The following is a 26244-nucleotide window of genomic DNA, read 5'->3' on the forward strand; positions in this document are numbered from 1 at the left end:
AAAGACGATGACGTTGATAGGCTACAGATGTAAAGCTGGTAACAGCAAAGTCGAGTAGTACTAATTACCCGTACGCTTTAATTTTTTTTTAACAATTTTGAAAATATCAAATGTTAGTTCTGTTACTTTCATTTACAACTTTCCCAATATGACCTTATTGAGTAGTAAGTAATAAGTTATAAGTAATAAGTCTTTTGCTAAGCAATCGAAGCAAAAGCTCTTACAACTTACAACTTACAACTTATAACCTTCTTATGGTGATTATACCGAGGGTGTTCACCTCTTCCCATTCCGAACAGAGAAGTTAAGCCCCTCATGGCCGATGGTACTGCACCACAATGCGGGAGAGTAGGTAGTTGCCATATTTATTGCTAAAAAGCCTTTCAGATCTTTTCTGAGAGGCTTTTTGCTTTATAGGCTGAATGCTAAAGGCCAAAAGGCTTAACGCTTGCTTACACTTAACCAACTGGATCTGTTATAACAAACGAAAGCAAAGACCCGTAGACAGCAGCCGGCAACCAGCAACTGTAAACTGTGAACTGTGAACTGTAAACTGTTTTTGCTATCAGCTTTAAGCACTAGGTTCATAACTTAAAAACTTAGCACTAAAACTAAGAATGATATGAACCTGATCCATTCAACATGGCTTACACTGGCTATCTTCAGTTATGCAGCCTCCTTTTCTCAACCCGACTGGGCCGAAGCCGCCGACAGCGCCCAGCAGTCACTCACCGCCCAATTCTGGTCATCAACCGGAAACTACTACAAACACAACAACGACAACAACCCCGGTTTCGATTACTGGTGGAATGCCCATGCCCTCGATGTGCTCGTTGATGGCTATAAACGCACCAAAGATCAGGCGTATGTTACCCGTATGCATGACCTGCTCACCGGCATGTATACAATGAACGGCAACAAATGGGAGAACAATTTCTATGATGATATGGAATGGCTGGCCATCGCATGCCTACGCGCCTATGATGCTACGAAGGACACTAAGTTCAAAGACCTGGCCCAGTCATTATGGAACATGATCAGGACCGGCTGGACCAACACCCATGGCGGCGGTATCATGTGGGCAAAGGATCATCCCGCGTCAAAGAACGCCTGTTCCAATGGACCCGCCCTCATAATCGCCGCACGACTGTATAAGCTCAATCATAATAAAGAGGATCTCAAATGGGCATGGAAGATCTATCAATGGCAACGGTCCAATCTGGTAGATCCCACCCGTGGTGTGGTGTGGGATGGAGTAGGCAATCACAACGAAAACGCCATTTATACCTATAACCAGGGCACCTGGTTAGGCGGTGCATTGGAACTATATTCCATCACTAAACATACGCAGTGTTTACAGGATGCCATCCGCACCGCGAGTTACGTCGTAAATGACCGGCAGAGATTCTCTCCCAATGGCATATTGAAAGGGGAAGGATCAGGCGATGGTGGTTTGTTCAAAGGCATCTTCATCCGCTACCTGGTGCAATTGATCCGGGAAGGAAACGTTGACAGCTATACAAAAACGTTATACGGCGATTATCTCAAAGCCAATGGTGAAAGCCTGCTCACCAAAGCGGCTTACCGGCCGGAATATGTCTTCGGCTCCAGCTGGACTGACTTGCCTGCTTCTTCCAAAATGGATTGTTCCATTCATCTTAGCGCTTGCATGTTGCTCGAAGCTTTGGCTGGTTTATTAAGTTCATAAGTTATTGAGTTCATAAGTTATTGAGTTCATAAGTTATTAAGTTCATAAGTTTTTGAGTTGAAGAATAGTCGCGAGCTTGAAAAACGGAATAACTGTGAACTTAAAACTTTGAACTTTAAACTGTAATGTGCTAAACCCGTAGCTTTACCCAAACATTGTTATATGAAAAGGCGGACCTTTATACAGCAATCAACATTAGCAGGCGCTGGTTTATTACTACACAATATGCGCGGACTGGCGGCTACTACCCAGGACTTTCCCGTGGTGAGAACGCCGGCAGATAAGCGGAATTTCACCAGCCAGGCGATTGAAAAAGCCATTCAGGAGTTTAAATCGAAAGTAAAGAATCCCGAACTGGGCTGGCTGTTTGAAAATTGCTTTCCCAATACCCTCGATACAACAGTACATCATACTACTCAGAACGGCCGGCCCGATACGTATGTGATCACTGGCGATATAGATGCCATGTGGCTACGCGACAGCAGCGCCCAGGTTTGGCCTTATCTTGCTTTTATGGCGCAGGATAAACCGCTTCAGCAGTTGATCACCGGCGTCATCAATAAGCAAACCGCCTTTATTTTGAAAGATCCATACGCCAATGCATTCTATAACGATCCGGAGAAAAAAAGCGAATGGGAAAAAGACCATACCGAGATGAAACCCGGCGTGCACGAGCGCAAATGGGAGATCGATTCACTTTGTTATCCCATCCGGCTGGCTTACCGCTACTGGAAACTCAGCGGCGATACGTCGCCATTCGATAGCCAGTGGCAACAGGCCATCAAATCCATTCACACTGTATTCCGCGATCAGCAACGGAAAAATGGCAATGGGCCCTATAAATTCCAACGTACGACTCCACATGCAACGGATACCTTGCCCATGAGCGGTTACGGCTACCCGGTAAAACCTGTCGGACTAATCTGCTCTGCCTTCCGCCCCAGTGATGATGCCACTTTGTATTCCTTCCTTATTCCCTCCAATTTCTTTGCAGTAGTGAGCCTGCGGCAGGCGGCTGAAATGCTTACAGCTATTGCCAAAGACACCACTACGGCTGCCCAGTTAACCGCACTGGCCAATGAAGTAGAGAAAGCTTTACAACAATATGCAGTAATAGACACCAAAGCCTTTGGCAAGATCTACGCCTACGAAGTGAACGGCTTTGGCAGTTACAATCTTATGGATGATGCCAATGTGCCCAGCCTGCTCTCGATGCCTTACCTGGGTTCAGTCAGTGCATCAGACCCTGTTTATCGCAATACACGTAAGTTCGTATTGTCGCGCGACAACCCGTTCTTCTTTGCCGGTTCGGCCGGTGAAGGTATTGGCGGACCGCATGTTGGTCAGGATATGATCTGGCCGATGGCCATCACCATGCGCGGACTCACCAGCTCCAGTGATGCGGAGATCAAAAGCTGTATTCAGCTGCTGCAAAAAACACATGGGGGAACCGGTTTCATGCATGAAGCTTTTCATAAAGATGATCCGAAGAAATTCACCCGTTCCTGGTTCGCCTGGGCCAATACCCTGTTTGGAGAGTTTCTTTGGAAGACATACAAGGAGAAACCGCAATTACTGGTTTAATCTTGCTTAGCTAATAAATGAAAGGTTACAAGTAACAAAACAGAATTTCGGGATTGCGAGATTTTGAGATTTCGAGATTTATGGCAAGGTCGTTTTCGAAACAAATCAGAAATCCCGCAATCTCGAAATCAGAAATCATAAATTGTATTTGAGAATTTAGAGATTTTGAGATTTTGAGATTTCGAGATTGAAACAAATCAGAAATCTCGAAATCAGAAATTGTATTTATGGATTTCGAGATTTATAGCGAGGTTGAAATTGAAACAAATCCCAAAATCCCGCAATCTCGAAATCTCGAAATCAGAAATTGTATTTACTAGTGCGTGCATTCATGAAATGAATCACCTGCAGGATAACTAAATGAATTGATCAGCTTCCACCGTGCTTTGTACATCCCATAGCTGGTATTCCTGAAAACAGTAACACCATTCAGATCAGTGATCACATCAGTACGCCAGGTTTCACCACCCTGGCCATTGGCCGCATCAATGATGGTGGCATAACCGCTGGGACCGCTACTGATGGATTTTACTTTGGCAATATTAGCGCCGGCGGAATTTTTGATTAGCGTAAAGGCCCCGGTAGACACATTGAACCTGTATACATGATTGCTGTTCGATAACCACAGCTCATTCGTGCTGCCATACACCGGGAACAGATCATGGGCATTGCCCTGCGGCATGGTGTAGGTCTTTTTCAAGGTGAGGGCCGGACTGCTACAACTGTTGTTATAACTGAACGCTTTGATCTTGTCTTTGCCGGCTGCCCATAGCAGTTTGGTTGCGTTGTCCCATACCACATTATGTACATCTTCAAAGATCACCTTGCCGCCTTGTTTGCTTTCATCATTGATATATGAATCAACGGTAAAGATCAACAGGTAACCACCGGTGCTGCTGGCCGTTACTACATTGCCATTCGGTAACAGTTCGGCAGAATGGGTATTGCCACCGGCATAGTCATACCAGATGGCTTTTTTCGTGGAGATGTTGATGATGGCTACGCCGCCGCCGGAGGCAGTGGCCAGGATGTATTTTCCACTGTACACCAGCTTGGCTTCGCTCAAATTGCTGAACCAGCCCTGGGCGCCGGAACGGATCATGGCATAAGAAGCGGTTGGTTTCCATTCCCAGGTAACGTTATTACCATTGGCAACATCCACTATTACAATGCGGGCGTTCTTCTGATCGCAAATGATCATTTCTTTCGCAGTGGCTTCAGTGGTAACAGTTGCTGTAGTGAGCTGTTCGCTGGCATCCTCCGTGCCAGTGGGCTGCGACACTTCGCGGGTGCATCCCAGGCTCAAGAACAGGCAAATGAATAGTGAGAGGGAAATTGTTTTTCTCATGGATGGTTTATTTAGTAATTAATAAGGTTATGGATCGCATACTATTTAAAATAGTGCAAGGGGAAGCGAAAATGCATGCCAAAGATGTCCACATAACGAATGTCGTTATGGCTGGCTGCATTATGCAGTATGGAATATTGTAATAACAGCGGTTTTAACCGTGCCACGGTTTAAAAACCATAGCACGGCTTACCCGCAAAAAGCTGTAAGGTGGGGATTATTTCATCTCAAATAGATACTTCCCTGCAACCAATGTGGCTGTATAGGTATTGCCGCTATGAGGCTGAAGCACGCCACTCATATACAGTTTCTTTTTAACAGGTATGGTCAACTGCATGGTTGCCGTGCTGTTAGGAGGAACAACAACCTGGTATTCGATTCTCTTGCCTGTTCTTTTCCAGGAAGATTCAATGGTGCCATACGGCGACCGATGCGACGATTTACATTCATTCAATCCATTTACAAAATGCGGCTGCAGTAATATGTTCTTAAATCCGGGTTGCTCTGCGTCGGGTTTTATGCCACCGAGTGCCTTGTATAACCAGGCGCCCACTTCACCAAACATGATGTGGTTCATCGAAATATCATTGGCTGCCTTGATATTCCAGTTCTCGTACAGCGTGGTGGCGCCATTGACGATCCACCAGCCCCAGGAAGGATAAGTTTCACGGGCCGCCAGTTGCCAGGCAATATCAGCATACCCGTTTTCACTCAATGCATTCAGTATGCTCTTGGTTCCCAGCAGGCCCACATCCAGGTGATTGCTGTCGGCCTGAACGCGTTTGGCCAGGTTGGCTGCTACCTTTGATATTAGCGAATCAGGCACTATACGCCAGTATAATGGAAAGCTTAATTCAGTCTGGTAACCGCTGCCATAGATGCCGGTGGAAGGATTGAGGTATTTGTCGTTAATGGCGTTTTTTATCCTGGTTGCCAGGGCGCCGTACCGCCTGGCATCGTCTTTGCGGCCGAACAGCGTAGCTGCTTTGGCCAGGATGGCAGCATCTGCATAATAATAAATGGAAGAAGTGAGCTCCACAGGTGATTTGGATTTTACCGGCACCCAGTCGCCCAGGCCCCAGGTGGTTAATCCGGTTGGGTATAACTCGTCGATATGATCAACGTAGCGTTGAATATTATCGTAGCAGCGCGACAATAGCGTCGTATCACCATAGAACAGATAGATATTCCAGGGAATGATGGCAATGGTGCTTGTCCAGTCGGGGCCATTGGCCCATTCATAACCCCAGCCGCTGGTGGGAATGATCGCAGGCAATACGCCGTTGCTTTGTTGTTCATCTTTGTGATCGTTCATCCACTTTTCATATACGGTAATGCCGTCAAAATTGTACAGGCCGGTTTCGATGGCGATATGTGCGTCGCCTGTCCAGCCGTTCTTTTCACGCTGCGGGCAATCGGTCGGGTAACCAAACAGGTTCGACAGATACGAATTGTTGGTTGCCCACCACAATTTATTGATGGTGGGGTTGGAAGTGGTAAGTTGTCCGGCCGCCGGCACATCGCTGTGCATAAAATAGCCGGTGAGATCTTCTTTGGTCAGTGTTATGGGTGCACTGCTGCTCACTTCTATGAATTGAAACCCTTTGTAATTGAAGCGCGGCATAAAGCTTTCTGCTTCTTTGCCGCTGGTGATAAAAATATCAGTGCCAAAAGGATCATCGCTTCCTACCGGCCGGTAATGTACATCCAGGTTCGAAAGATCCACATGGCCATTGGCCAGCAGGCGCTCCCCATGTTTCAACCGCAAAACAGTTCCTGCGGGTGCTTTTACGGTGATGCGGCTTACGCCTGAAATATTCCTTCCCAAGTCAAATACATAGCTGGTATCATTGAACACGCGTATCGATCTGGCGGGAATGGTATCAACTGCGCGCACAGGCTGCATAATCTGAGCTGTGATATTTGTCGAAGGCGCCGCACGGTAGATCACTTCTTTCCATTGGGAATCATTAAAAAATGGTAAGTGCCAGCCAGCTTGTTCCTGCCGGGCGTCGTAATGCTCACCGGTATAAATGCTGTTAAAAATGACCGGGCTCAGGGCCGTCTTCCAGTCCTTGCCAGTGCTAATGGTCTCCATACTACCATCCTCATACGTAATGCGTACATCCATGCAAAACGCAGGGCGGTTGCGCCAGGGCGCTTCATGGAAGAACCAAACGGCCGTTGACTGATGGTTATACCAGCCATTGCCCAGCAGTACGCCAATGGCGTTTTTGCCGTTTTGCAGCTGGCTGGTTATATCATGGGTAAGATAGAGCGTGCGCCGGTCGAACCGGGTGTACATAGGGTCAAGGCGGTGATCACCGATCCTGTTACCATTAATGTATAGCTCATATAATCCGGCCACCGCAATATAAGCGCGGGCCGACCGGATCTTCCTGTTTACCGTAAATGCTTTTCTGAAATAAGGTGCAGGTTTTATGTTAACGTCGCGGCTGTCACTGATCCAGGCGCCTTTCCAGTTCTTTGAGTGCATCATGCCTGTTTCAAAATGACAGACTGCGGCCAGTGGTGATGGTTGTTTGTCTTTATCCCACACCTGCACTGTGTAATAATATTTAGTAAACGGCTGCAATGGCTGGCCCTGGTAAGTGACCAATTGTGCTGCGGAGGATACCTGTCCGCTTTGCCAACTGTTCCCTAGCCCCTGGCTAACGGCGAGCGAGTCGGTTCCCACGATCAGCTGGTAGCCGGTTTGAACGGCGCCGTTGCGGCTGTCCTTTAATTGCCAGCTTATCCTTGGCTGTTCGGCATCGATGCCTAAAGGGTTATTGATGTATTCGCATTGGAGGTTTGTTGGAATACAGGGTTGTGCATGGCAAAGACCAGCGATGAGCATTATGAGAAGGAAAAATATTGAACGGCAACCTGGAAATATCATGACGAAGGCAATTTCAAATCAATATAGCCATGAAAATTGAATAGTCAATTGCTAATTCTCTTTTGCAAATTGTCCATTCACTATTGACCACATCACACGTTTAAAGCTATTAGGCTTGTATAACCCTACACATTTCTTTGTTTAGACAACGCATAGTCACTCGGCGTCACGCCAAACTGCTTATGGAAATTACGGGCGAAATTGCTTTGGGAGCTGAAGCCTGTCATGGCGGCGATCTCATACATCTTGTAATCACCGGAGGCCAGCAGTTCGGCCGCTTTTTTCAATCGCGTTATGTTGATCAGCTCGATCGGCGTGAGGTCTGAAATGGCTTTGATCTTCCGGTACAGCGTCACCCGGCTCATATTCATATACCGCGCCAGCTGTTCCACATCCAGCTCCACTTCTTCAATATGTTCAATAATGATATCATGCAGGCAGGCCAGGAAATGTTCATCTGCCCTGGTATGCGCCATACTATTAATATGCACCAGCGGCGAATTGGCAAAATATTCCCGCAGGTTATTGCGGTTGTTCAACAGGCTTGCCATCTGCGCCAGCAAATGCTCTTTCGAAAAGGGCTTTTCTATATAAGCATCGGCGCCCAGCTCGAGACCCTGTACTTTCGCCTGAATGGTATTCTTGGCTGTCAGCAGAATGATGGGGATATGTGAATACTCTACGTTCGACTTTATCCGGGCACACAACTCAAATCCATCCATACCGGGCATCATAACATCACTGATGATCAGCTGCACCGCATTCAGCTCCAGTGCCTGCAGCGCTTCGCGGCCATGCAGCGTTTTCAGCACCGTGTATTTGGGTTGCAGGATCCTTTCCAGGAAATCGAGGATCTCTTCTTCGTCATCTACGAGTAATACGAGTGGTAACATAGACATAAGGTTATTTCTTTTTCAGGATTGGTTGTAATGGTAAGCAAAGCACAAAAGTATTCATCAAACTCTCTTTTACATACAACCTGCCCTGGTGTAATTGGGTGAGCGAACGGGCAAGTGTTAAGCCAATGCCGGTACCTTTTTGTTTGGGATTCTCACGGATGCGATAGAACGGTTCAAAGATCCGCTCGCGCATAGTGACGGGGATCAGCGTTCCATCATTCGAGATTTCAAGTTTGAATTGTTCATCGTCCTTCTGCACGGGGAATAATTGTACAGTTATCAGCGTATCGGCATATTTCACCGCATTGCTGAACAGGTTGCTGATGATCTTGTTGAGTGCATCTTCATCTGCCATCGCAATTACTGGTACATCGGGCAACTGCAGGCTGTATTGCAGGTTGCGCTTTTGGGCCAATGGCTGAAAGCTGGTGTATACGTCCTGCACCAGAGCAGAGATGTTGACCTTGGTAAAGTCGAGGCTGAAGCCTTTGGCTTCTGTTTGACGGAAGTCGAGTATCTGCGTGATCAGGGTCATCAACCGGTTGGTATTGCGCTCCAACATGGTCACATCCTCTTTAATCGCAGGCAGCTCATCTACTTTTTCAATCAGGTTCTCCACCGGACCTTTTATCAGGGTGAGCGGTGTTCTGATCTCATGCGCCACATTGGTGAAGAACTCAAACTTCGCTTCATAAATCTCTTTTGCCTTTTTTTCCTGCGATCGCTTATGATAGTTTTGAATAATAGTATACACTAATGCGATCACTATGGCGGTATATACCAGCCGCGCCCACCAGGTATTCCAGAAGGGTGGACTAATGGTGATCTGCAATTGTTGTTCCTGGCTCCAGCGGCCGTTAATGGCAGCGGTTATCCGGAAGCGGTATTCACCCGGCGCCAGGTTGGTGAAATAAACTTTGCGGTTGGTGGGCAGGCAGGTCCAGTTTTTATCGAGGCCTTCCATCATGTATTTGTATTCGGTGATCTCGGGACTGGTATAACTCAGCGCCGCAAAGTCGATGCTGAAGGAAGACTGGTCATAAGGCAGGGTGATCTTTTTTGTGTATAAAATGGATTGCTGCAGGGGCGACTGCTTCCTGTTTATCAGCAGCTCTTTATTGTGCACCTGGAAACCGGTTATATATACCGGTGGAACAAACTGGCTGGCGACAAAATCTTCAGGCCGGAAAGAGATCATGCCTTTGATGGAACCGAAATACAATTTGCCAGTGGCGTCCTTGTAGCCACTGTTGTAATTGAACTGATCGTACAATAACCCGTTGGCCTTGGTGTACACGGTCATATTTTGCGTAACAGGGTCAAGCCGCACGAGGCCTTTGGAGGTGGTGACCCACAAGTCAAGGTTATTGTCTTCGACTATCTTAAATACAAAGTTGCTGGGCAAACCATGCTGCGTGGTATAACGTGTAATGCGTTTACGGCCGGCATCCAGTTTACAAAGGCCGCCGCCTTCCGTAGCGATCCACATGTTATGGCGACTGTCTTCCTCCACGGCATTGATATCATTTATGGTTAAGCTGTTCGTATCGGCCGGATTGTTCTGCAACCTTCCCCAATGCCGCGTGAGCGGGTCATAGTACAATAGCCCTTGTGTATGCGTGCCGATCCAGATGATGCCGGTATGGTCTTCTTTTAAACAACTGATAAATTCACCGCCCGGTGTTTCATGCAGCCATTCAAAATCGGCTGTGGCCGGGCGATGGCGATAAAGGCCACCGCCACTTCCCAGGTAGATTTCCCCGCGCCGCGTTTGCAGCATGGTCACAATAAAATTATTCCGGAAAGTGTAGTCGTTTACCTTGCTCCCATAGTGTTTAAGCACCTTACCGGTACGCCGGTCCAGGATGTCGAGTCCATGGTCAAGGGTGCCGATCCAAACTTCATTACCGCGGATCAGCAGACCATGGATATTATGATAGGCAATACCGCTGGGTGTGCCGGTGGGTTTAAAATGGGTAAAGGCGCCGGTGCGCAGGTTCAGCTTGTTGAGGCCGGCATCCTCCGTGCCGATCCAAAGATTGCCATCGGGATCTTCACATATTTCGCGCACAGCGCTGCCACTGATGGTTTGAGTGCTACGGTCAGGGTAGTATTTGGTGATGGGCGTGTGTTGTTTGGGAAAGTAATTTACGCCGCCGAAAAAAGTACCGGCCCAAACGCCGCCTTCCTGGTCCTTGCACAACGTATATACCGCATTATCCGACAAAGAGTACGGATCAGAGAACTGTTTCTTCAGATTGGTGAAGGCACGTGTTTGCGTATTATAAATAAAAATGCCCGACTCGGTAGCGAACCAGTATTCATTGTCTGAGTACCGGGTAATATCCCGCACATACACGGTCGTTTTATCGGCGCTGTAGATGAGCAGGTCTTCGTACGTATTTGTCGTAATATTATACAGCTTGATGCCCTGGCAGGTGGTGCCAATAAAGATGGCGTCTTTTCCCGCAGGATAGATCTTTTTAATAAAGCAGGTAGGCATCTTCGGGGAATGAGCAAATACGTCAGGTCCGCTGAAACTTTGGGTGAGCGTATCGAATCTTTTCAGATGCCCGTCTGTGGAACCAAACCACATGTCGCCGGTGCCGCTCATACAAAGCGCGGTGGCATGAATGGTTTTATCGGGCGGAAACTTTGTCAACGTGCGGGTAGTAAAATTATACCGGCAAACGGTAGTATAGGAGCGGAACCAGAGCCGGCCCTGGCGGTCCATCTGCACATCATTGATCTCGGGCAGCGAGTCCAAAAAACGTACTAAACATTCTTTAGCATAATCGAACCTGAACAGTCCGTTCTGCGTGCCTACCCAAAGGTTATCATTATCATCAGCAAACAGGCAATAGATAAAATCTTTCTTCAGCAGGTTATAGTTCTCATTGTCTGACTTGAAGAGTTTGAACCGGTAGCCGTCGAACCGGTTCAACCCTTCCTTGGTTCCAAACCACAAAAAGCCTTTTTTATCCTGGATGCTGCAATACACGGTGTTATTCGACAAGCCGTTCTCCACCTGGTAATGTTTGAAATAATAGGGCTGGCCGCAGGCTGTATGCACAGTCAACAGCAGGGTATACAATGGCAGCCATCGCAATTGTCGTAACAGGCAGTTCATCTGGTTCTATATTATCGTTACCGGGTAATTTAAGCAAGAAAGATCACGAAAAAACAAAATGTAACAAATTGAACAAATTCTGAAACGCAGGGAATAAGCCGAATGCGCGATAAAGTTTTATTTCATTGTGTCATTCCTCAAAGCTATTAACCAACAATTGATTGCTACATGAAAAAATTTACCAAACGCTTGCTGGGTGGCAGGGTACTTTCTGTACTGGAACCATATCGCCATACCAGATTCCTTGTATTTCTTCTCTTCAATTGTATGATTGCTATGCCAGGATGGGCACAGCCTAAGGCTGGTGTAGCAGTGTCAGGGCTGGTAAAAGACAGTACCGGCAGCCCGGTGGCCAATGCAACGGTCCTTGAGAAAGGCACCAAAAATGCGGTTACCACAAACATCGATGGGGCCTTCCAGATGAAAGTAGCCGGTGAGTCGGCGGTGCTCATTATTTCTTCTGTAGGGTTTGCGAACCAGGAGGTACCCGTTAACCAGCAGACCTCTCTTACTATAATCTTGCAAAAGCTGCGGCACGACTTAGGTGAGGTGATCGTTGTGGGTTATGGCACCACCAAAAGGGCGTCGGTCATCGGTTCCATTGCAGCGGTCACTGATAAAGACATCGGCATGGTGCACGGAGGTTCCACCGTTAGCACCAGTCTGGCGGGTAAGATCACCGGCGTTTCTTTCCGGATGCCTGATGGCAGGCCGGGCGCCAGCGCTAATATCCAGGTGCGTAATATGGGTGATGCGCTGTTTGTCATTGACGGTATTCAACAGGATGCCGGTCAGTTCAATAACCTGGCCCCGAATGACATTGAAAGCATCACGGTGTTGAAGGATGCCTCGGCTGCGGTATATGGCGTACGGGCCGCCAACGGCGTAATTGTCGTTACTACCAAACGCGGCAAACTGGGCTCAAAAAATACGGTGAATGTAGATGCTTATACCGGTCACCAGAACTGGACCCGCTTTACCGACGTGCTCACCAACTCCTATGATTATATGCGCTATCGCGCAGAAGCGGAGATCAATCGCAATGGCAGCACTACCATTACACCGGAAGAACTGGAAAAATACAAAGCCGGTACTGAACCCGGTTACCAGAGTTTTGACTGGAAAAGCTTTATTCTGAAAAAGAATGCGCCCCAGCATTCGGTGAATGTGAATGTTACCGGTGGATCAGATAAGATCAATTACTATTTATCGGGCACCCACCTGTACCAGAACTCGGTACTGGGGCGCGAATTCAAATTCAATCGAACCAATATTCAATCGAATATCAGCGCAAAGATCGCCAACCGCCTGAAAGTAGGTGTGAATATCAACGGCCGTATTGAAACGCGTGACAATCCCGGCGTGCCATACGGAGATGATTACTGGCTGGCCCGCTTTGCCATTTTACGTAATACACCGCTCGAAAGGCCTTATGCCAATGATAATCCCGCTTACCTCAACGATATTAAACACAACGAAACCAACTGGGCCTACCTGAATACAAAACATGCCGGCAAATATCACAACGACTGGCGCGTACTGCAAACCAATTTCAATGCCGAGTACCAGGTGCCGTTTGTGGAAGGGTTGACCATTGGCGGCGTTTACTCGTATTACCTGGCTGATTACGTGCTCAATAACCATGAATACACCTACACTACCTATACGTACAATCCTGCCGATCAAACCTACAAACCCACCGGCGGCAGTACCAACCCCTGGCGCGAACGGGAACAAAGCAAGGTCATCAACATTACGCAGCAGCTAAAGCTGAACTACAACCGCACCTTCGGATTGCATACCGTCGGGGCTACCTTCGTGAATGAACGCATTAAGAACCAGCGCCTGCGTAACTGGATCCATTCCGTGCCCAGCACCAATGCGCTTTCACTCATTTACTTTAATACGGCCGACAGGTACGACGACAGTGTTGCCAACGAAGCCCGCATCGGGTATATCGGCCGCCTGACTTATAGTTATGATAACAAATATTTCCTGGAAGTATCGGCACGGCGCGATGCTTCCTATCTGTTTGCTCCCGATAAACGGGTAGGCTATTTCCCTTCGGTATTTGCGGGCTGGCGAATAACGGAAGAAGCCTTTGTGCAAAAGCTGCTGGGCGCAAACAATCCCTTATCAGATTTTAAAATTCGCGGTTCGTATGGTGTATTGGGTGATGATGGCACACAGCTCGGGTTGCCGGCTTTTGCCTATGTGGAAGGGTACAACTACAACCAGGGTATAGCCATCTTAGGTGGAGTGCCCATTGTAGGATCGAGAGACCGGGGTGTGCCCATCACCAATATTTCCTGGCTGAAAAGCAGGATCACCGATGTAGGGTTCGACTTCAGCCTGTGGAATGGAAAACTCACCGGTACCTTCGATTATTTCTATCGCAAACGTACAGGATTGCGCGGTCGTAAAACAGACGTGCTGGTGCCTTCCGAGATTGGCTATACGCTGCCCGATGAGAACATCAACAGCGATGCCCAGTATGGCGAAGAAGGATCGCTTACCTACAACGGCCGTTTCCGCAAATGGCGCTTTACCGTAAGCGGTAACCTGTCCTATTCGCGCTCTAAATTCCTTAGCTCTTACAATCCCGTGTTCTTTAATAGTTGGGATCAATACCGGAACTCCGGCGAACGCCGCTTTACCAGGATCAACTGGGGCTATGATGTAATAGGCCAGTTCACTTCGCAGGAGCAGATCAATAATTATCCGGTGAATATCGATGGCCAGGGCAATCGTACTTTATTACCGGGTGATCTTATTTACAAAGATGTGAATGGAGATCTGAAGATCGATGACTATGATCAGCGGCCGATCGGTTATGGCGCCGGTGACCGCATTCAACCCAATATCAACTATGGCATCAGCCTTACATTGATGTACGATAACTTTGATTTCAGGGCCGACTTCTCCGGTGCTGCGGGCTACACCTGGTTTCAGAACTGGGAAACCCGCTGGCCATTCCAGAATGACGGCAACCTGAACACCATGTTCCTCGATCGCTGGCGCCGCGAAAATCCATTCGATCCCAAAAGTGAATGGATACCCGGTAAATATCCTGCACTGCGCTTTAATGATAAGGACCATAGCAACAACACCCGCACCTCTACATTCTGGGCGCATAATATAAAATATTTGCGGGCCCGTACCCTCCAGCTCGGTTATTCGCTGCCCGCCAAACTCATCAGCAGGGTGAAGATGGAAAAGGCGCGCTTCTACATCAATGCTTATAACCTGTTCTCCATTGACAATGTAAAGGAATATGGCATCGATCCGGAGATCAACGAGGAAAATGGACTGCAATTCCCGCAGAGCAAATTCCTGAACGTGGGCGTAAACCTTACTTTTTAACCTGGTGCTGAATTAACTATTATGAAAAAGATATTTCCTATTATAATCGCCGCCGTGCTGACGAATACAGCCGGTTGCAAAAAGGACAGTGAATTCCTGGATGTACAACCCGCTTCTATCCTCACCAATCAGCAGGCATTCTCCGATCCGGCGCAGGTGTTATCCATATTGGCCGACCTGTACAACCGCCAGCTCGATTTTTCCGGGCTCGACAATGGCTGGGCGTCATTTGCGGATTTTAGCGAAAGCTTTCCCTCAGAGAATGGCAGCGCCAATATTGTGCAGCGCAATGAATGGGGTTTCCGGGAATGGGAGACCTGGGACTATGGTTACATCCGCGATCTGAATTTATTTATTGAAAGGGCTACCGAAGCTACTGCTCTGGCAGAAACAGACAAAAAGCGCTTTCTGGCAGAAGCCCGCTTCCTGCGCGCCAACTATTATTTTGAGATGGTAAAACGCATGGGCGGCGTACCGTTGATCCTGCAGTCATTGAAATACGATTTCAGCGGCGATGCAACTTCCTTACAATATGCACGGGCGAAAGAATCGGAGATCTATGATTTTGTGATCAGCGAAGCAGAAGCAGTCAAAAATGATCTGCCGGCAAATCCCAATGAAAAAAGCCGGGCTACCAAAGGAGCAGCACTGGCCATGGAGGCGCGGGCAGCGTTGTATGCCGGTTCCATTGCGAAATACGGCGTGAATACACCGCAGGTGAGTTTGCCGGGAGGGGAAGTAGGTATTCCTGCAGCTATGGCCACCGGCTATTACACCAAAGCCCTGAATGCAGCCAGGGAAATTATCAGCGGCAGCGCCGGCGCCTATGCATTATATAATATTAAGCCTGACCCGGGCGAAAACTTTGCTTCTATCTTTCTCGATAAAGGCAACAATCCGGAAAGCATCTGGGTAGAAGATTTCAAACTGCGCAGCGGCAGGGTGAATGGTTTCACCGTTTCCACCCAGCCACGGTATGGGGCGGAAGAAGAGGAGGGCGGCCGCATCAATCCCTCGCTGAACCTGGTACAGGCATTTGAAAAGCTCGACAATACCTTTGCGCCCATTCCGAATACAGATGTTTCCGGTAATCCGGTTTATTATAGCAGCCTGTCGGCCATTTTTGCCGGCCGCGATGGCCGGCTGTACGGAACAGTTATATTACCGGGTTCATCATTTAAAAGCAGGCCGGTAGACATCTGGGCCGGTTACCAGCTGGCTGATGGCAGTATCATCACGGGAGACGACCGCGGCGCGCAAAAGACCTTGCCCGGCCAGTCGGCGCCCGTACAGGTTGTCGGTTTTGACGGTCCGGTAAGTGCGAAAGAGTTTACAGCACAAACCGGATTTTATCTGCGCAAGTATGTTGATCCGACCCCCGGCGCCGGATCGCGCGGTACCAACAGTGAAATACCCTTCATTCGCTACCGATATGCCGAAGTGTTGCTGAACGCTGCAGAAGCCGCCTTCGAATTGGGCCAGCCCGATGTTGCAGCCGGTTATATGAACCAGGTGCGCGCCCGTGCGGGACTCATCATCCCTCTAACGGCTAGAGACATCACCTTTGATCGCATTGTGCATGAGCGCCGGGTAGAGCTGGCATTCGAAGGCCATATCTTATTTGACCGGAAACGCTGGCGGCTGGCGCATCTGGTGTGGGATGGCAATAAAATGACAGCAGCCGATCTGCTCAGTAATATCGGCTCAGCCACCAAACGCAGTACGCAGCCATTTGGTTTATGGCCTTATCGTCTGCACGATCCCGGCAATCCCGATCACGGCAAGTGGACATTCAAAATTGTACTACCAGTGACCGTCACCGGTACCAACCGGTTCAGGCTGGGCAATTATTATTCGTTCATAGATGATAATATCAGGGCGAATAATCCGAAGATAGTGAGACAACCGAACCAATAGACAATAGGCAATAGACAAAAGGCAAAAGGCAATGTATTTGCGTTTAGCGTTCGGCGTTCAGCGTTTAGCATATCAAAATAATAACCAAAATTATGAAACTATCCACTTACCATATATTGATCATTGCAGGCATCCTCACAACCATGTCCTGCAAAAAAGACAATTACGACGAACCCGGTGTATTGCTGCAGGGACATGTCGTGTACAGAGGAGAACCCATCGGCGTGGAATATAACCAGGTGCCATTTGAGTTGTACCAGGATGGATTTGGAAAAACAGGACCCATTAACGCGGTATTTGCACCGGATGGTTCCTATTCCATGCTGTTATTTAATGGCGAATACAAATTCATCATCCCGAACGGACAGGGCCCTTTTAAATGGAAGCAAACACCTGCCGGCGCACCGGATACCACTTTCATTACGCTGAATGGCAGCCAGCAGCTGGATATAGAAGTGACGCCCTATTACATGATCCGTAATCCGCAGCTCAGTCAGTCTGGCGGTACTATCACCGGTACCTTTAAAATAGAAAAGATCATCACCGATGCTTCAGCCCGGAACATTGAAAGCGTGAGCCTGTATATCAACAAAACACAGTTTGTGTCAGGCGCCGATAACCTGGCGGTAAAAACAATGAACGGAAGCGATATTACTAATCCGGAAAACGTAAATTTAAGTGTAGCGGTACCTACACTAAACCCCGCGCAGGGTTATTTATTTGCGAGGATTGGGTTGAAGATAGCAGGTGTGGAAGACGGGATCTTTTCACCGGTAATGAAGCTAGACCTGTGAGGTGCGCATTGCATCGTGCAATTTTTCTTTTTAAAATAAACATAGCAATATATGATGAGACCTTCTTTATTTCTGGTAGCAGTGCTGATAATCCTGAACAATGTGTCGCAGGCGCAATGGAAGCCTGCCGGTGACAAGATCATGACCAGCTGGGCCACGAAAATAGACCCGCAGCAACCGTTACCCGAATATCCGCGCCCCCAAATGGTACGCAACACCTGGCTCAATTTGAACGGACAATGGCAATACACGCTGTTGCCCAATGCCGAACTAAACGTTCCCTCGAGTCATATTGGCAACATACTCGTTCCGTTTGCCATTGAAAGCGCCCTGAGTGGAGTCGGCAGAACCGTGGGTAAAGACAGCGCCCTGTGGTACCAGCGTACGATCTCAGTGCCGGCCACCTTTAAGAACAAGCGCGTACTGCTGCATTTTGGCGCAGTAGACTGGCAGTGCGATGTGTTTGTGAATGGAAAAAAAGTGGGAAGCCACCAGGGTGGGTATGATCCGTTCTCGATGGATATAACCGCTGCTTTAACGAAGAAAGGGAACCAGCAGATCACCGTGCGGGTGTGGGATCCTACGGATGAAGGCCCGCAGCCCCGCGGTAAACAGGTGAACAAACCACATGGTATCTGGTATACGCCGGTGACCGGTATCTGGCAAACCGTGTGGCTGGAAGCTGTTCCACAATCATATATCAGCCATATCAAACAGACGCCGGATGTGGACAAAAGCGTCGTTCGCGTATTGGCGCAGATAGAAAATGCACAAGCCGGCGACCAGGTGGTGATCACCGCCTTGAAAGGAACCGAAAAGATCGCTGAACAAAAAGTGGCGCCCGGAACGGAAGCAACGCTGGCTATTCCCAACCCGGAATTATGGTCGCCCAAAAAACCTTTCCTCTATGACCTGAAAGTGTCGCTCTTGCAGAAAAACAAAAAGACCGATGAAGTAAGCAGTTATTTCGCTATGCGCAAGATCTCGGTGGGTACCGATAACAATGGCATCCAGCGCATGTTGCTGAATAATGAGTTTGTGTTTCAGTACGGTCCGCTCGACCAGGGCTGGTGGCCCGATGGATTGTATACGGCGCCTACCGATGAAGCGCTGAAGTTTGATATTGAACAAACCAGGGCCATGGGCTTTAACATGATCCGCAAACATGTGAAGGTAGAACCGGCCCGCTGGTACAATTACTGCGACAGCCTGGGGATCCTGGTTTGGCAGGACATGCCCAGCGGTGATCTCGGCAATCGCTGGGAATCGCGCCCCGGTATCTATGGCCGCGCCACTGATAAAGACCGCACGCCGGAGTCAGAAAACATTTTCCGCACCGAATGGCGCGCTATCATGGAGAAACTGCACCATTTTCCCTGCATCGTCGTATGGGTACCGTTCAATGAAGCGTGGGGACAATTCAAAACAAAAGACATCGTGCAGCTAACGCAGCAGCAGGATCCTTCCAGGCTGATCAACAGCGCCAGTGGTGGCAATTTTGAACCTGTCGGGCATATCATGGACCTGCATAATTACCCCGAGCCGCTGATGCCCGATCCGGCACTCTTTGGTGCGAAGCAGGTGCTTGTGCTTGGTGAATTTGGCGGACTGGGTCTGCCAATTGAAGATCATACCTGGCAGCAAAAGAACAACTGGGGCTACCAGAGTTTCAAGAATAAGGATGAGCTGTTACAACGGTATGAAGAATTTATCAGCCGCATACCTGATTTCATTAAAAGCGGATTGTCGGCTGCAGTATATACCCAGACCACCGATGTGGAGGTAGAAACCAACGGCCTTATGACCTATGACCGGAAGATCATTAAGATGCCGGTGGAACGATTAAAGCAGATCCATAGTAAGTTGTATGAGCCGAATGAGGTGGTGATACGGAAATAGTTATTGAGTTATTGAGTTATTGAGTTATTGAGTTATTGAGTATTCATAACCTGTGAACTTAATAACTCAATAACTTATGAACTGAATCTAACATGAAATTATTAAAACTAATAATCCTGATAGGCTGTTGCTTCCCGGTTTCCGCTCAACAACCGAATACCGTCAATAGCACAAACAGTTACTACGTAAGCAACAGGCAACCATTACGCCCTTCTTCTTTCATCAGGCTTCCGCCAAACGCTTTCAAACCCAAAGGCTGGTTGCTGAATTTCCTGAAGCTGCAACGCAATGGGTTAACCGGTCATCTGGGCGAGATCAGCGCCTGGTTGACGAAGACCGACAACGCCTGGCTGGCGAAAGACGGCAAAGGCAAATGGGGCTGGGAAGAACTGCCGTACTGGTTGAAAGGTTATGCGCATATTGGGTACCTGCTGCAGGATCAGCAGATGATCAATGAAAGTAATTTCTGGATCAATGCCGTGCTTGAGAACCAGCGGCCGGATGGCGATTTCGGTCCGGTCGTATTACGTAACGGCAAACGCGACCTGTGGACCAACATGCCCATGTTATGGTGTTTGCAATCGTACTACGAGTATTCGAATGATGCCCGGGTATTGCCGTTTATGAGTAAGTATTTCAAATGGCAGTTGGCGCTTCCCGATGATCAGTTCCTGGAAGATTACTGGGAGAACAGCCGCGGCGGCGACAACCTGTACAGCGTATACTGGTTATATAATCGTACCGGCGAACCGTGGTTGCTTGATCTGGCCACGAAAATTGACCGCAATACCGCCAACTGGCGGCAAAAAGACAATTTACCGAACTGGCACAATGTAAACGTGGCGCAATGTTTCCGCGAGCCGGCAACCTATTACATGCAAAGTAACGATCCCGCCGACCTGGAATCTACTTATAATGATTTTAAACTGATACGCGATCTATACGGACAGGTGCCGGGCGGTCTTTTCGGCGCCGATGAAAATGCCCGCAAAGGGTATGATGATCCGCGCCAGGCAGTGGAAACCTGTGGCATGGTTGAGCAAATGACGAGTGACCAGTTGTTGCTGCAGTTCACCGGTGACGCCATGTGGGCGGATAATTGTGAAGATGTAGCTTTTAATATGTTCCCTGCGGCTTTCATGCCCGACTACCGGAGCCTGCGGTATCTGACCGCACCCAATATGATCGTTAGCGACAGTAAGAACCATGCGCCGGGCATTGCCAATGAAGGGCCTTTCCTCATGATGAATCCGTTCAGTAGCCGGTGTTGCCAGCACAATCATGCGGCCGGCTGGGCTTATTATGCAGCCAACAGCTGGATGGCCACCTCCGATAACGGACTGGCGGCCCAGTTATACGTAGCCGGTGATGTTACGGCCAAAGCGGGCGATGGAACAGCAGTGACAATAACGACAGCAACGCAGTATCCCTTTGAAGAGGCGGTTACATTTACGGTAAAAACGGCGCGTACCGTCTCTTTTCCCCTTTACCTGCGTATCCCGGGCTGGTGTACAAAAGCGACGATAACCGTCAACGGAAAGCCGGCAGCGGTGAGAATGACACCAGGAACCTATGTTGCTTTGCCTGGTACCTGGAAGAACGGCGATAAGATCGTGCTGAAGCTGCCCATGCAGTTGCAGTTACGGCAATGGATACGCAATAAAAACAGTGTAAGCATCAATTACGGGCCGCTTACTTTTTCTTTACTGATCAAAGAGGAATATAAAAAGCAGGACAGCAAGGCGACGGCGATCTACGATTCGCGCTGGCAGGAGAATGCCGATGTAACCGCCTGGCCATCGTATGAGATCTTTGCCGCTTCGCCCTGGAATTATGGCTTGCAGGTTGATCCCAAACAGCTCAACCGGTCTTTTACGATAAAGAAAAAGCCCTGGCCGAAAGATGACAATCCATTTACGAATGCCACAGCGCCGATAACGCTGATCGCTACCGGCAAACCCATTCCCGGCTGGACGGTGGATGAACATGGGCTGTGCGCGGTATTGCCGGTAAGTCCGGTTACAGTGAGTGGTCCCCCGACGCAATTGACGCTTGTTCCCATGGGCGGGGCGAGGTTGAGGATCTCTTCTTTTCCCGTTGTGAAATGATAAAACGAGGTAGACCTGTAAGGTGCGCTTTTTTGAGGGCCGTTTAACCGGCACGACGATGCGCACCTGACAGGTCTTATGTTTACAACATTACCTTGAACCCAACCGCAATCCTGGCATCTGCATTCTTAGGAAACGTTATTCGAAGCCCTTCCGGCACCTGCTCCCATTTTAATTTACTGTTACTCCCCAGCAGGCTGACCGAACGGATCTTTTTATCCAACAGGTTGGCATTTGATCCAAAAGATTTGATGGTGATCACTTCGCCGGGTTTGGGAACGGTGAGGCAATAAGCATATACGGCGCCGTTCTTACCCCGGGTAAAACGAAAATCCTTTGTGCTGAAGGTAAAATCAGCATGCCGTTTATCCAGTTTACCACCAGGTAATGTTTTAAGTTTTGTTTCTTTCGTCTTGGGGTCAATTGTTTCTTCACCTTCCCCCAGTTTTTTCCAGGCCCTGCTGCCATAGATCCCTTCGCCATTCATTTTCATCCAGGCTCCGATCGCTTTCAGCATGTCGGCACTGCCGTTATCCATGGCGCCATCGGGCGTAAGGGAAACGCAGAGGGTCAGGTTGCCATCGCGCGATACATGTTCCAGCAGCGCATGAACAACCATACCCGCATCGTAATAAAAGCCCGGTTGATAGAACCAGTCGCCCACGGCCATGTCGGCCATCCAGGGCTGATCGGTCTTTATCTCTTTGGAATACCTGCCCTCGAAGGTGGTACCGGCGCCGCGATTGGTGGGCAGGAATTTTACGATGCTGAGTTTATCGAACGGTTTATTTTTGTTCGCCATCGCCTTATTATAGAAATGCGCGATCACGCGGGGGCCAGCATCGCATTTATAACCAGAGCCGCTTTTGTAGCCACTGAAAGGCTGGGTGCTGTTGCCATCGGTATAAATAAAATCAGGATCATACTGATCGATCACATCTTCTATGCGCATAGCCCACTGCGTGGCATACCATTTTGCGTAATCGAGGTGATTGCCGAAAATGCCCTTGTACCCATGGGCGATCAGGTGTAGTTTATACGGTTTTCCGGTCGAATCCACCGGTTTATAGCCGAGCGGGATCGTATACAGCAATTTTGGATCGAGGCCCTGCCACCATTTGCCTTTTGCATCGGCCAGGGTAAGATTGCCATCGTAGGGTACGCCCGCTTTAGGTCCGCTGCTATCGCTGCCAAACGCCGTTTGATACCACCACCAGGTATACTCATGATGGAAGGCAACGCCGAAGCGCATCTGGTGTTTGGTCAATTCTTTTTTCCAGAGCGACAGGAAATCTTTTTTAGGGCCTACAGCTACCGAGTTCCAGGGATGATAACGGGAATTCCACAAGTCGTAATTGTCGTGGTGAACGCCAACGACCAAAGCATAGCGGAAGCCGGCGTCATAGTAGGCCTTCACCAGTTTGGCAGGATCCCATTTGGATGGATTCCATTGGTGCAGCACATCTTTGTAACCAACTTCACTGGGATGTCCAAACGTTTTCAGATGATTTTTATAAGCATCGAGTCCTGGTTCATATAAACGGCGGGCATACCAGTCGCCGCTTTTACCAGCGGCCTGCGGACCCCAATGGATGAAGATGCCGAATTTGGCATCGCGCCACCAACTGGGTTCACCCGGATAATTTTTATCAATCGATTGCCAGTTAGGTTCAAACGGACCGGGCGCCATGGGGAAGTCCATTTTAACTTCGGGAAATGTCGCAGGGTCATCAATAAAGCCCAGTTGTCTGGATTCTTTTTCCGGCATGGGCGGTAACACGTATTGTGTAGGGCTTTGTTGGGCAAAAGCACCAACATGCAGTAACAGAAGAACAAGGACCAGTAACAGCAGGCAGGGGAAAGGGTGGAAACGGAAATTATTAACAGCGCGAAAACGGTTCTTGATAGCTGAAGAATAGTCTCTCATCACTATGGCCGGTTTATCGTTATAAAAGAATGGAAATTACGCCCGCTTGCTGTAGAGCTTGTCCTGTACCGTCCTGATGAATGAGCTTGCCATTAATTCATTAGATGGGATCTGTAGGCACAAAAAGTACTTCTATTTCCTTGCCGGTATGTTTCTCCAGTTTATGTGCTACCTCTTCTACGATCTGCCTGGCTTTTTCGAAGGTGGTGTCAGGCGTAAAAGACATTTGTATGCCAGGTGTTCCGTGGGAATAGGAAAAAGCGTCTTTGCCTACCTGGTAATAAGTGCGGTCGTTCTTTATGACTTTTGTCCATGGTTTGGTATCCGGCGTCATGAGCCTGTCAAAATCGGCAGGATTGATGTCAAGATCGGCAGGCGTTATTAAAAACTCAAAATCCTTGCCTTTCATGTGTGTTGAGTACATTTGATTGACTTTCTTTTTTAATTGCCGGTAAAAATTAAAAGCCGGAGAACCGGCTTACATGCGTATTCAAATTTACGATTTATTTCCTCTTTGGCGGCACACCTTCAGCAACATTACTGACAAAATAGCTCAATACTAAGTTAATGGCATAGTTTCAAAGCTATTTACCTGCTTGTAAATTGCGGCAGGCAAAGCCATAAAGGCGAAAGGCTGAATGCTTAAGGCTCAAGGCTAAAGGCTGAATGCTAAATGCTAAAGGCTGAACGCTAGTTTTCGGATAGCGCTCCGCGCTTTTCCTGTTGCGCTTAGAAAATGATGGAATGGTAAGGGTTGGCCACTTTGGCGTGTCTTCTGCCTTCTGCGTTCCGTGTTAAGCGTTCTGCGTTGAGCGTTTTGCGTTCTTATACAATAATATCTTTGCCAGATTGTTATAATAGTATAGGTAAAATATCCTGCATGAAAAAAATTATACGCCCCCTGCGATTGGCAGTCTGCCTTTTGGTAATGGTAAGTGCCGGCACACCAACAGCTACTGCAAAAACCATTGTTGTAAAGTTCATCGGCGCTTTTCAAAAGGCCGTTAATGAAGCAAATCCCGGCGATACGGTGCTGGTGACGAATGGTCAGTACACGACCGGAACAGATATTGTTATCAGCCGCGCCGGAACGGCCGATAAACCGATCATTGTGATGGCCGAAACGGTTGGACAGGTAGAGATGACCGGACTCGGTGGTATCAGCCTGGCGAGCGGCGCCAAATACGTCGTGATCAGTGGATTTAAATTTACCCATTCCGCCTCCCGCGCCCGCTCGTTATCCGGAAGCAGCTTTTGCCGGTGGACCCGCAATATCTTCGAGAATGAAGGCGCCGGCGAAGACCTCACCATTGCCGGCAGCGATCATGAGATCGATCACAATACTTTCCAGAACAAAAAAAGCATGGGCCGTTACCTCGCCATTCGTGGCGAAGGCAAACAGATTGCCGAGCGCCTGTGGATCCACCACAATTATTTTTACAATTTTGAATTCCAGGGCGGGCCTAATGGCGCTGAAGCATTCCAGTTTGGCCTGAGCGGATTGAGTATGTCGAAAAGCAACAGCATTGTAGAATATAATTTGTTTGAAGAATGCCATGGTGAGAATGAGCTTATCTCGGTGAAGGCTTCGGCAGTGACACTGCGATACAATACGATTCGCAATTGCAAAGCGCAATTCACCCTGCGGCATGGCAACTTCTGCCAGGTGTATGGCAATTATTTTCACAATACACCCGGACTGCGCATCTTTGGCGATGATCACCTGGTACACAGCAATTATTTCGAGGTGTGCAGCGTGGGCATCAACATTGGTAATGGCGATGGCGAAGTAGCAGATGGAGCAGCGCTTACCTGCCACGACCGCCCCGATCGTGTACTGATCGCATTCAATACCATCATCAGCGCCAAAGCGCCAATTGCGATGGCCGGCCGCGACAAGGGCCTGGGGGCAACAGCAATTACAGTAGCGTATAACATTATCAGAGGGGGTGGAGCCGCAGCAACGATTGCCGGTCCGTATACGAATCCGGTATGGGAAGGAAATATCGTTTTCAATGCAGAGAGCAAGGGCGATATGCCGGACGGCAGTTTTACCACCAGCGATCCCAAACTCGGCCGCGGACAAAGCGCCACCATTCATTTATTGCCCGGTAGTCCGGCCATTGATCTGGTAGCGGCGCCCAAGGGCAAGAAAGCGGTGAACAGGTATGCCGCCATCACCACTGACATGGACGGGCAGCCGAGAACCTTGCCACTGGATGCAGGCGCCGATGAAGTGAGCACTGCGCCGGTGACGGCGAAGATCCTGGATCCCAAAGATGTGGGTGTGGAAACGAAATAAGTTGACGAGTGATATAGGCCTGGAACAAGGTCAATAAAAACAATAGGGTCCGGAAGAGCATACTGCAAGTATGCGCTTCCGGATTTTTTGTTTCCAGGGAAAAAATATTTTTCGATCTACTATTATTGATATTCCTATTAAAGTAGTGTCGTTCAGGGTGAGCCTGCTCACCAACGGAAATACCGAAGGAAAAACGGCCAGTGCCCAACAGGGCAGTTTTTCGGCTGAGCAGATAAAGTTGATCCGGTCACTCGAGAATGGCCAGCGGATCATTATCGATGAGGTTGCTGCTATGCTGCCGGATGGTAAAGCGCGCAAGGTGCCTGCGAGCATGGTGTTTACGGTTGGGAAGTGAGCGATGAT

The 26244-nt window shown here is 48.6% G+C and carries 15 protein-coding genes and 2 rRNA genes; 11 read left to right on the forward strand and 6 right to left on the reverse strand.

Annotation, left to right across the window (positions count from 1 at the left end):
* The 4 genes from JUB15_RS23270 to JUB15_RS23285 all read left to right on the forward strand — a co-directional run.
* Window positions 1-85: ribosomal RNA gene (locus JUB15_RS23270) — 23S ribosomal RNA — on the forward strand; the annotation flags it as partial.
* A gap of 168 nt (window positions 86-253) precedes the next feature.
* Window positions 254-365, forward strand: a 5S ribosomal RNA gene (gene rrf, locus JUB15_RS23275).
* 257 nt (window positions 366-622) lie between these two features.
* Window positions 623-1708 carry a glycoside hydrolase family 76 protein gene (locus JUB15_RS23280; protein WP_207515064.1) on the forward strand — a complete coding sequence of 362 codons (1086 nt, stop codon included), beginning with the start codon at window positions 623-625 and terminating at the stop codon, window positions 1706-1708.
* A gap of 162 nt (window positions 1709-1870) precedes the next feature.
* Window positions 1871-3292, forward strand: coding sequence for a glycoside hydrolase family 125 protein (locus tag JUB15_RS23285; RefSeq protein WP_207515065.1), 1422 nt, complete (start codon window positions 1871-1873; stop codon window positions 3290-3292).
* 316 nt (window positions 3293-3608) lie between these two features.
* Here the strand turns inward: JUB15_RS23285 and JUB15_RS23290 are convergent, their stop codons facing one another.
* From JUB15_RS23290 to JUB15_RS23305, 4 genes are all read right to left on the reverse strand, one after another.
* Complete coding sequence (locus JUB15_RS23290) at window positions 3609-4640, reverse strand: DUF6528 family protein (protein WP_207515066.1); 1032 nt, start codon at window positions 4638-4640, stop codon at window positions 3609-3611.
* Between the two features lie 217 nt (window positions 4641-4857).
* Window positions 4858-7500: a glycoside hydrolase family 78 protein gene (locus JUB15_RS23295; RefSeq protein ID WP_242696488.1), complete on the reverse strand. Its 2643-nt coding sequence runs from the start codon at window positions 7498-7500 to the stop codon at window positions 4858-4860.
* A 167-nt stretch (window positions 7501-7667) separates the two neighbouring features.
* The gene (locus tag JUB15_RS23300) at window positions 7668-8435 is read right to left on the reverse strand and encodes a response regulator transcription factor (RefSeq protein WP_207515068.1); all 768 of its coding nucleotides are present in this window, start codon (window positions 8433-8435) and stop codon (window positions 7668-7670) included.
* A gap of 10 nt (window positions 8436-8445) precedes the next feature.
* Window positions 8446-11571, reverse strand: coding sequence for a ligand-binding sensor domain-containing protein (locus tag JUB15_RS23305; RefSeq protein ID WP_207515069.1), 3126 nt, complete (start codon window positions 11569-11571; stop codon window positions 8446-8448).
* 168 nt (window positions 11572-11739) lie between these two features.
* Between JUB15_RS23305 and JUB15_RS23310 the strand changes: the two genes are divergently transcribed.
* The 5 genes from JUB15_RS23310 to JUB15_RS23330 all read left to right on the forward strand — a co-directional run bounded on the left by JUB15_RS23310 (window position 11740) and on the right by JUB15_RS23330 (window position 21652).
* Window positions 11740-14934 carry a SusC/RagA family TonB-linked outer membrane protein gene (locus tag JUB15_RS23310; RefSeq protein WP_207515070.1) on the forward strand — a complete coding sequence of 1065 codons (3195 nt, stop codon included), beginning with the start codon at window positions 11740-11742 and terminating at the stop codon, window positions 14932-14934.
* Between the two features lie 21 nt (window positions 14935-14955).
* The gene (locus tag JUB15_RS23315; RefSeq protein ID WP_207515071.1) at window positions 14956-16851 is read left to right on the forward strand and encodes a RagB/SusD family nutrient uptake outer membrane protein; all 1896 of its coding nucleotides are present in this window, start codon (window positions 14956-14958) and stop codon (window positions 16849-16851) included.
* 92 nt (window positions 16852-16943) lie between these two features.
* Complete coding sequence (locus tag JUB15_RS23320) at window positions 16944-17645, forward strand: DUF3823 domain-containing protein (protein ID WP_207515072.1); 702 nt, start codon at window positions 16944-16946, stop codon at window positions 17643-17645.
* Between the two features lie 51 nt (window positions 17646-17696).
* Entirely contained in the window at window positions 17697-19544 is a 1848-nt protein-coding gene (locus JUB15_RS23325) for a glycoside hydrolase family 2 protein (RefSeq protein ID WP_207515073.1), read from the forward strand.
* Between the two features lie 92 nt (window positions 19545-19636).
* Window positions 19637-21652, forward strand: coding sequence for a beta-L-arabinofuranosidase domain-containing protein (locus tag JUB15_RS23330; protein WP_207515074.1), 2016 nt, complete (start codon window positions 19637-19639; stop codon window positions 21650-21652).
* Window positions 21653-21734: 82 nt separating this feature from the next.
* Here the strand turns inward: JUB15_RS23330 and JUB15_RS23335 are convergent, their stop codons facing one another.
* Window positions 21735-23579 carry an alpha-L-fucosidase gene (locus JUB15_RS23335; RefSeq protein WP_207515075.1) on the reverse strand — a complete coding sequence of 615 codons (1845 nt, stop codon included), beginning with the start codon at window positions 23577-23579 and terminating at the stop codon, window positions 21735-21737.
* Window positions 23580-23679: 100 nt separating this feature from the next.
* On the reverse strand, window positions 23680-23988 hold the full coding sequence (locus JUB15_RS23340) for a hypothetical protein (protein WP_207515076.1): 309 nt from the start codon (window positions 23986-23988) through the stop codon (window positions 23680-23682).
* A gap of 471 nt (window positions 23989-24459) precedes the next feature.
* On the opposite strand from JUB15_RS23340, the gene JUB15_RS23345 reads away from it, so the two are divergent.
* Window positions 24460-25881: a polysaccharide lyase 6 family protein gene (locus JUB15_RS23345; RefSeq protein WP_207515077.1), complete on the forward strand. Its 1422-nt coding sequence runs from the start codon at window positions 24460-24462 to the stop codon at window positions 25879-25881.
* Between the two features lie 70 nt (window positions 25882-25951).
* Window positions 25952-26236: a GldM family protein gene (locus tag JUB15_RS23350; protein ID WP_207515078.1), complete on the forward strand. Its 285-nt coding sequence runs from the start codon at window positions 25952-25954 to the stop codon at window positions 26234-26236.
* The last annotated feature ends 8 nt before the right edge of the window (window positions 26237-26244 follow it).

Source organism: Longitalea luteola (genome assembly GCF_017356035.1).
Taxonomy (GTDB): domain Bacteria; phylum Bacteroidota; class Bacteroidia; order Chitinophagales; family Chitinophagaceae; genus Niastella; species Niastella luteola.

Coding starts and splice junctions, on each gene's coding strand:
- JUB15_RS23280 (WP_207515064.1), top strand. CDS start 623: ATGAACCTGATCCATTCAACATGGCTTACACTGGCTATCTTCAGTTAT.
- JUB15_RS23285 (WP_207515065.1), top strand. CDS start 1,871: ATGAAAAGGCGGACCTTTATACAGCAATCAACATTAGCAGGCGCTGGT.
- JUB15_RS23290 (WP_207515066.1), bottom strand. CDS start 4,640: ATGAGAAAAACAATTTCCCTCTCACTATTCATTTGCCTGTTCTTGAGC.
- JUB15_RS23295 (WP_242696488.1), bottom strand. CDS start 7,500: ATGCTCATCGCTGGTCTTTGCCATGCACAACCCTGTATTCCAACAAAC.
- JUB15_RS23300 (WP_207515068.1), bottom strand. CDS start 8,435: ATGTTACCACTCGTATTACTCGTAGATGACGAAGAAGAGATCCTCGAT.
- JUB15_RS23305 (WP_207515069.1), bottom strand. CDS start 11,571: ATGAACTGCCTGTTACGACAATTGCGATGGCTGCCATTGTATACCCTG.
- JUB15_RS23310 (WP_207515070.1), top strand. CDS start 11,740: ATGAAAAAATTTACCAAACGCTTGCTGGGTGGCAGGGTACTTTCTGTA.
- JUB15_RS23315 (WP_207515071.1), top strand. CDS start 14,956: ATGAAAAAGATATTTCCTATTATAATCGCCGCCGTGCTGACGAATACA.
- JUB15_RS23320 (WP_207515072.1), top strand. CDS start 16,944: ATGAAACTATCCACTTACCATATATTGATCATTGCAGGCATCCTCACA.
- JUB15_RS23325 (WP_207515073.1), top strand. CDS start 17,697: ATGATGAGACCTTCTTTATTTCTGGTAGCAGTGCTGATAATCCTGAAC.
- JUB15_RS23330 (WP_207515074.1), top strand. CDS start 19,637: ATGAAATTATTAAAACTAATAATCCTGATAGGCTGTTGCTTCCCGGTT.
- JUB15_RS23335 (WP_207515075.1), bottom strand. CDS start 23,579: ATGAGAGACTATTCTTCAGCTATCAAGAACCGTTTTCGCGCTGTTAAT.
- JUB15_RS23340 (WP_207515076.1), bottom strand. CDS start 23,988: ATGAAAGGCAAGGATTTTGAGTTTTTAATAACGCCTGCCGATCTTGAC.
- JUB15_RS23345 (WP_207515077.1), top strand. CDS start 24,460: ATGAAAAAAATTATACGCCCCCTGCGATTGGCAGTCTGCCTTTTGGTA.
- JUB15_RS23350 (WP_207515078.1), top strand. CDS start 25,952: ATGCGCTTCCGGATTTTTTGTTTCCAGGGAAAAAATATTTTTCGATCT.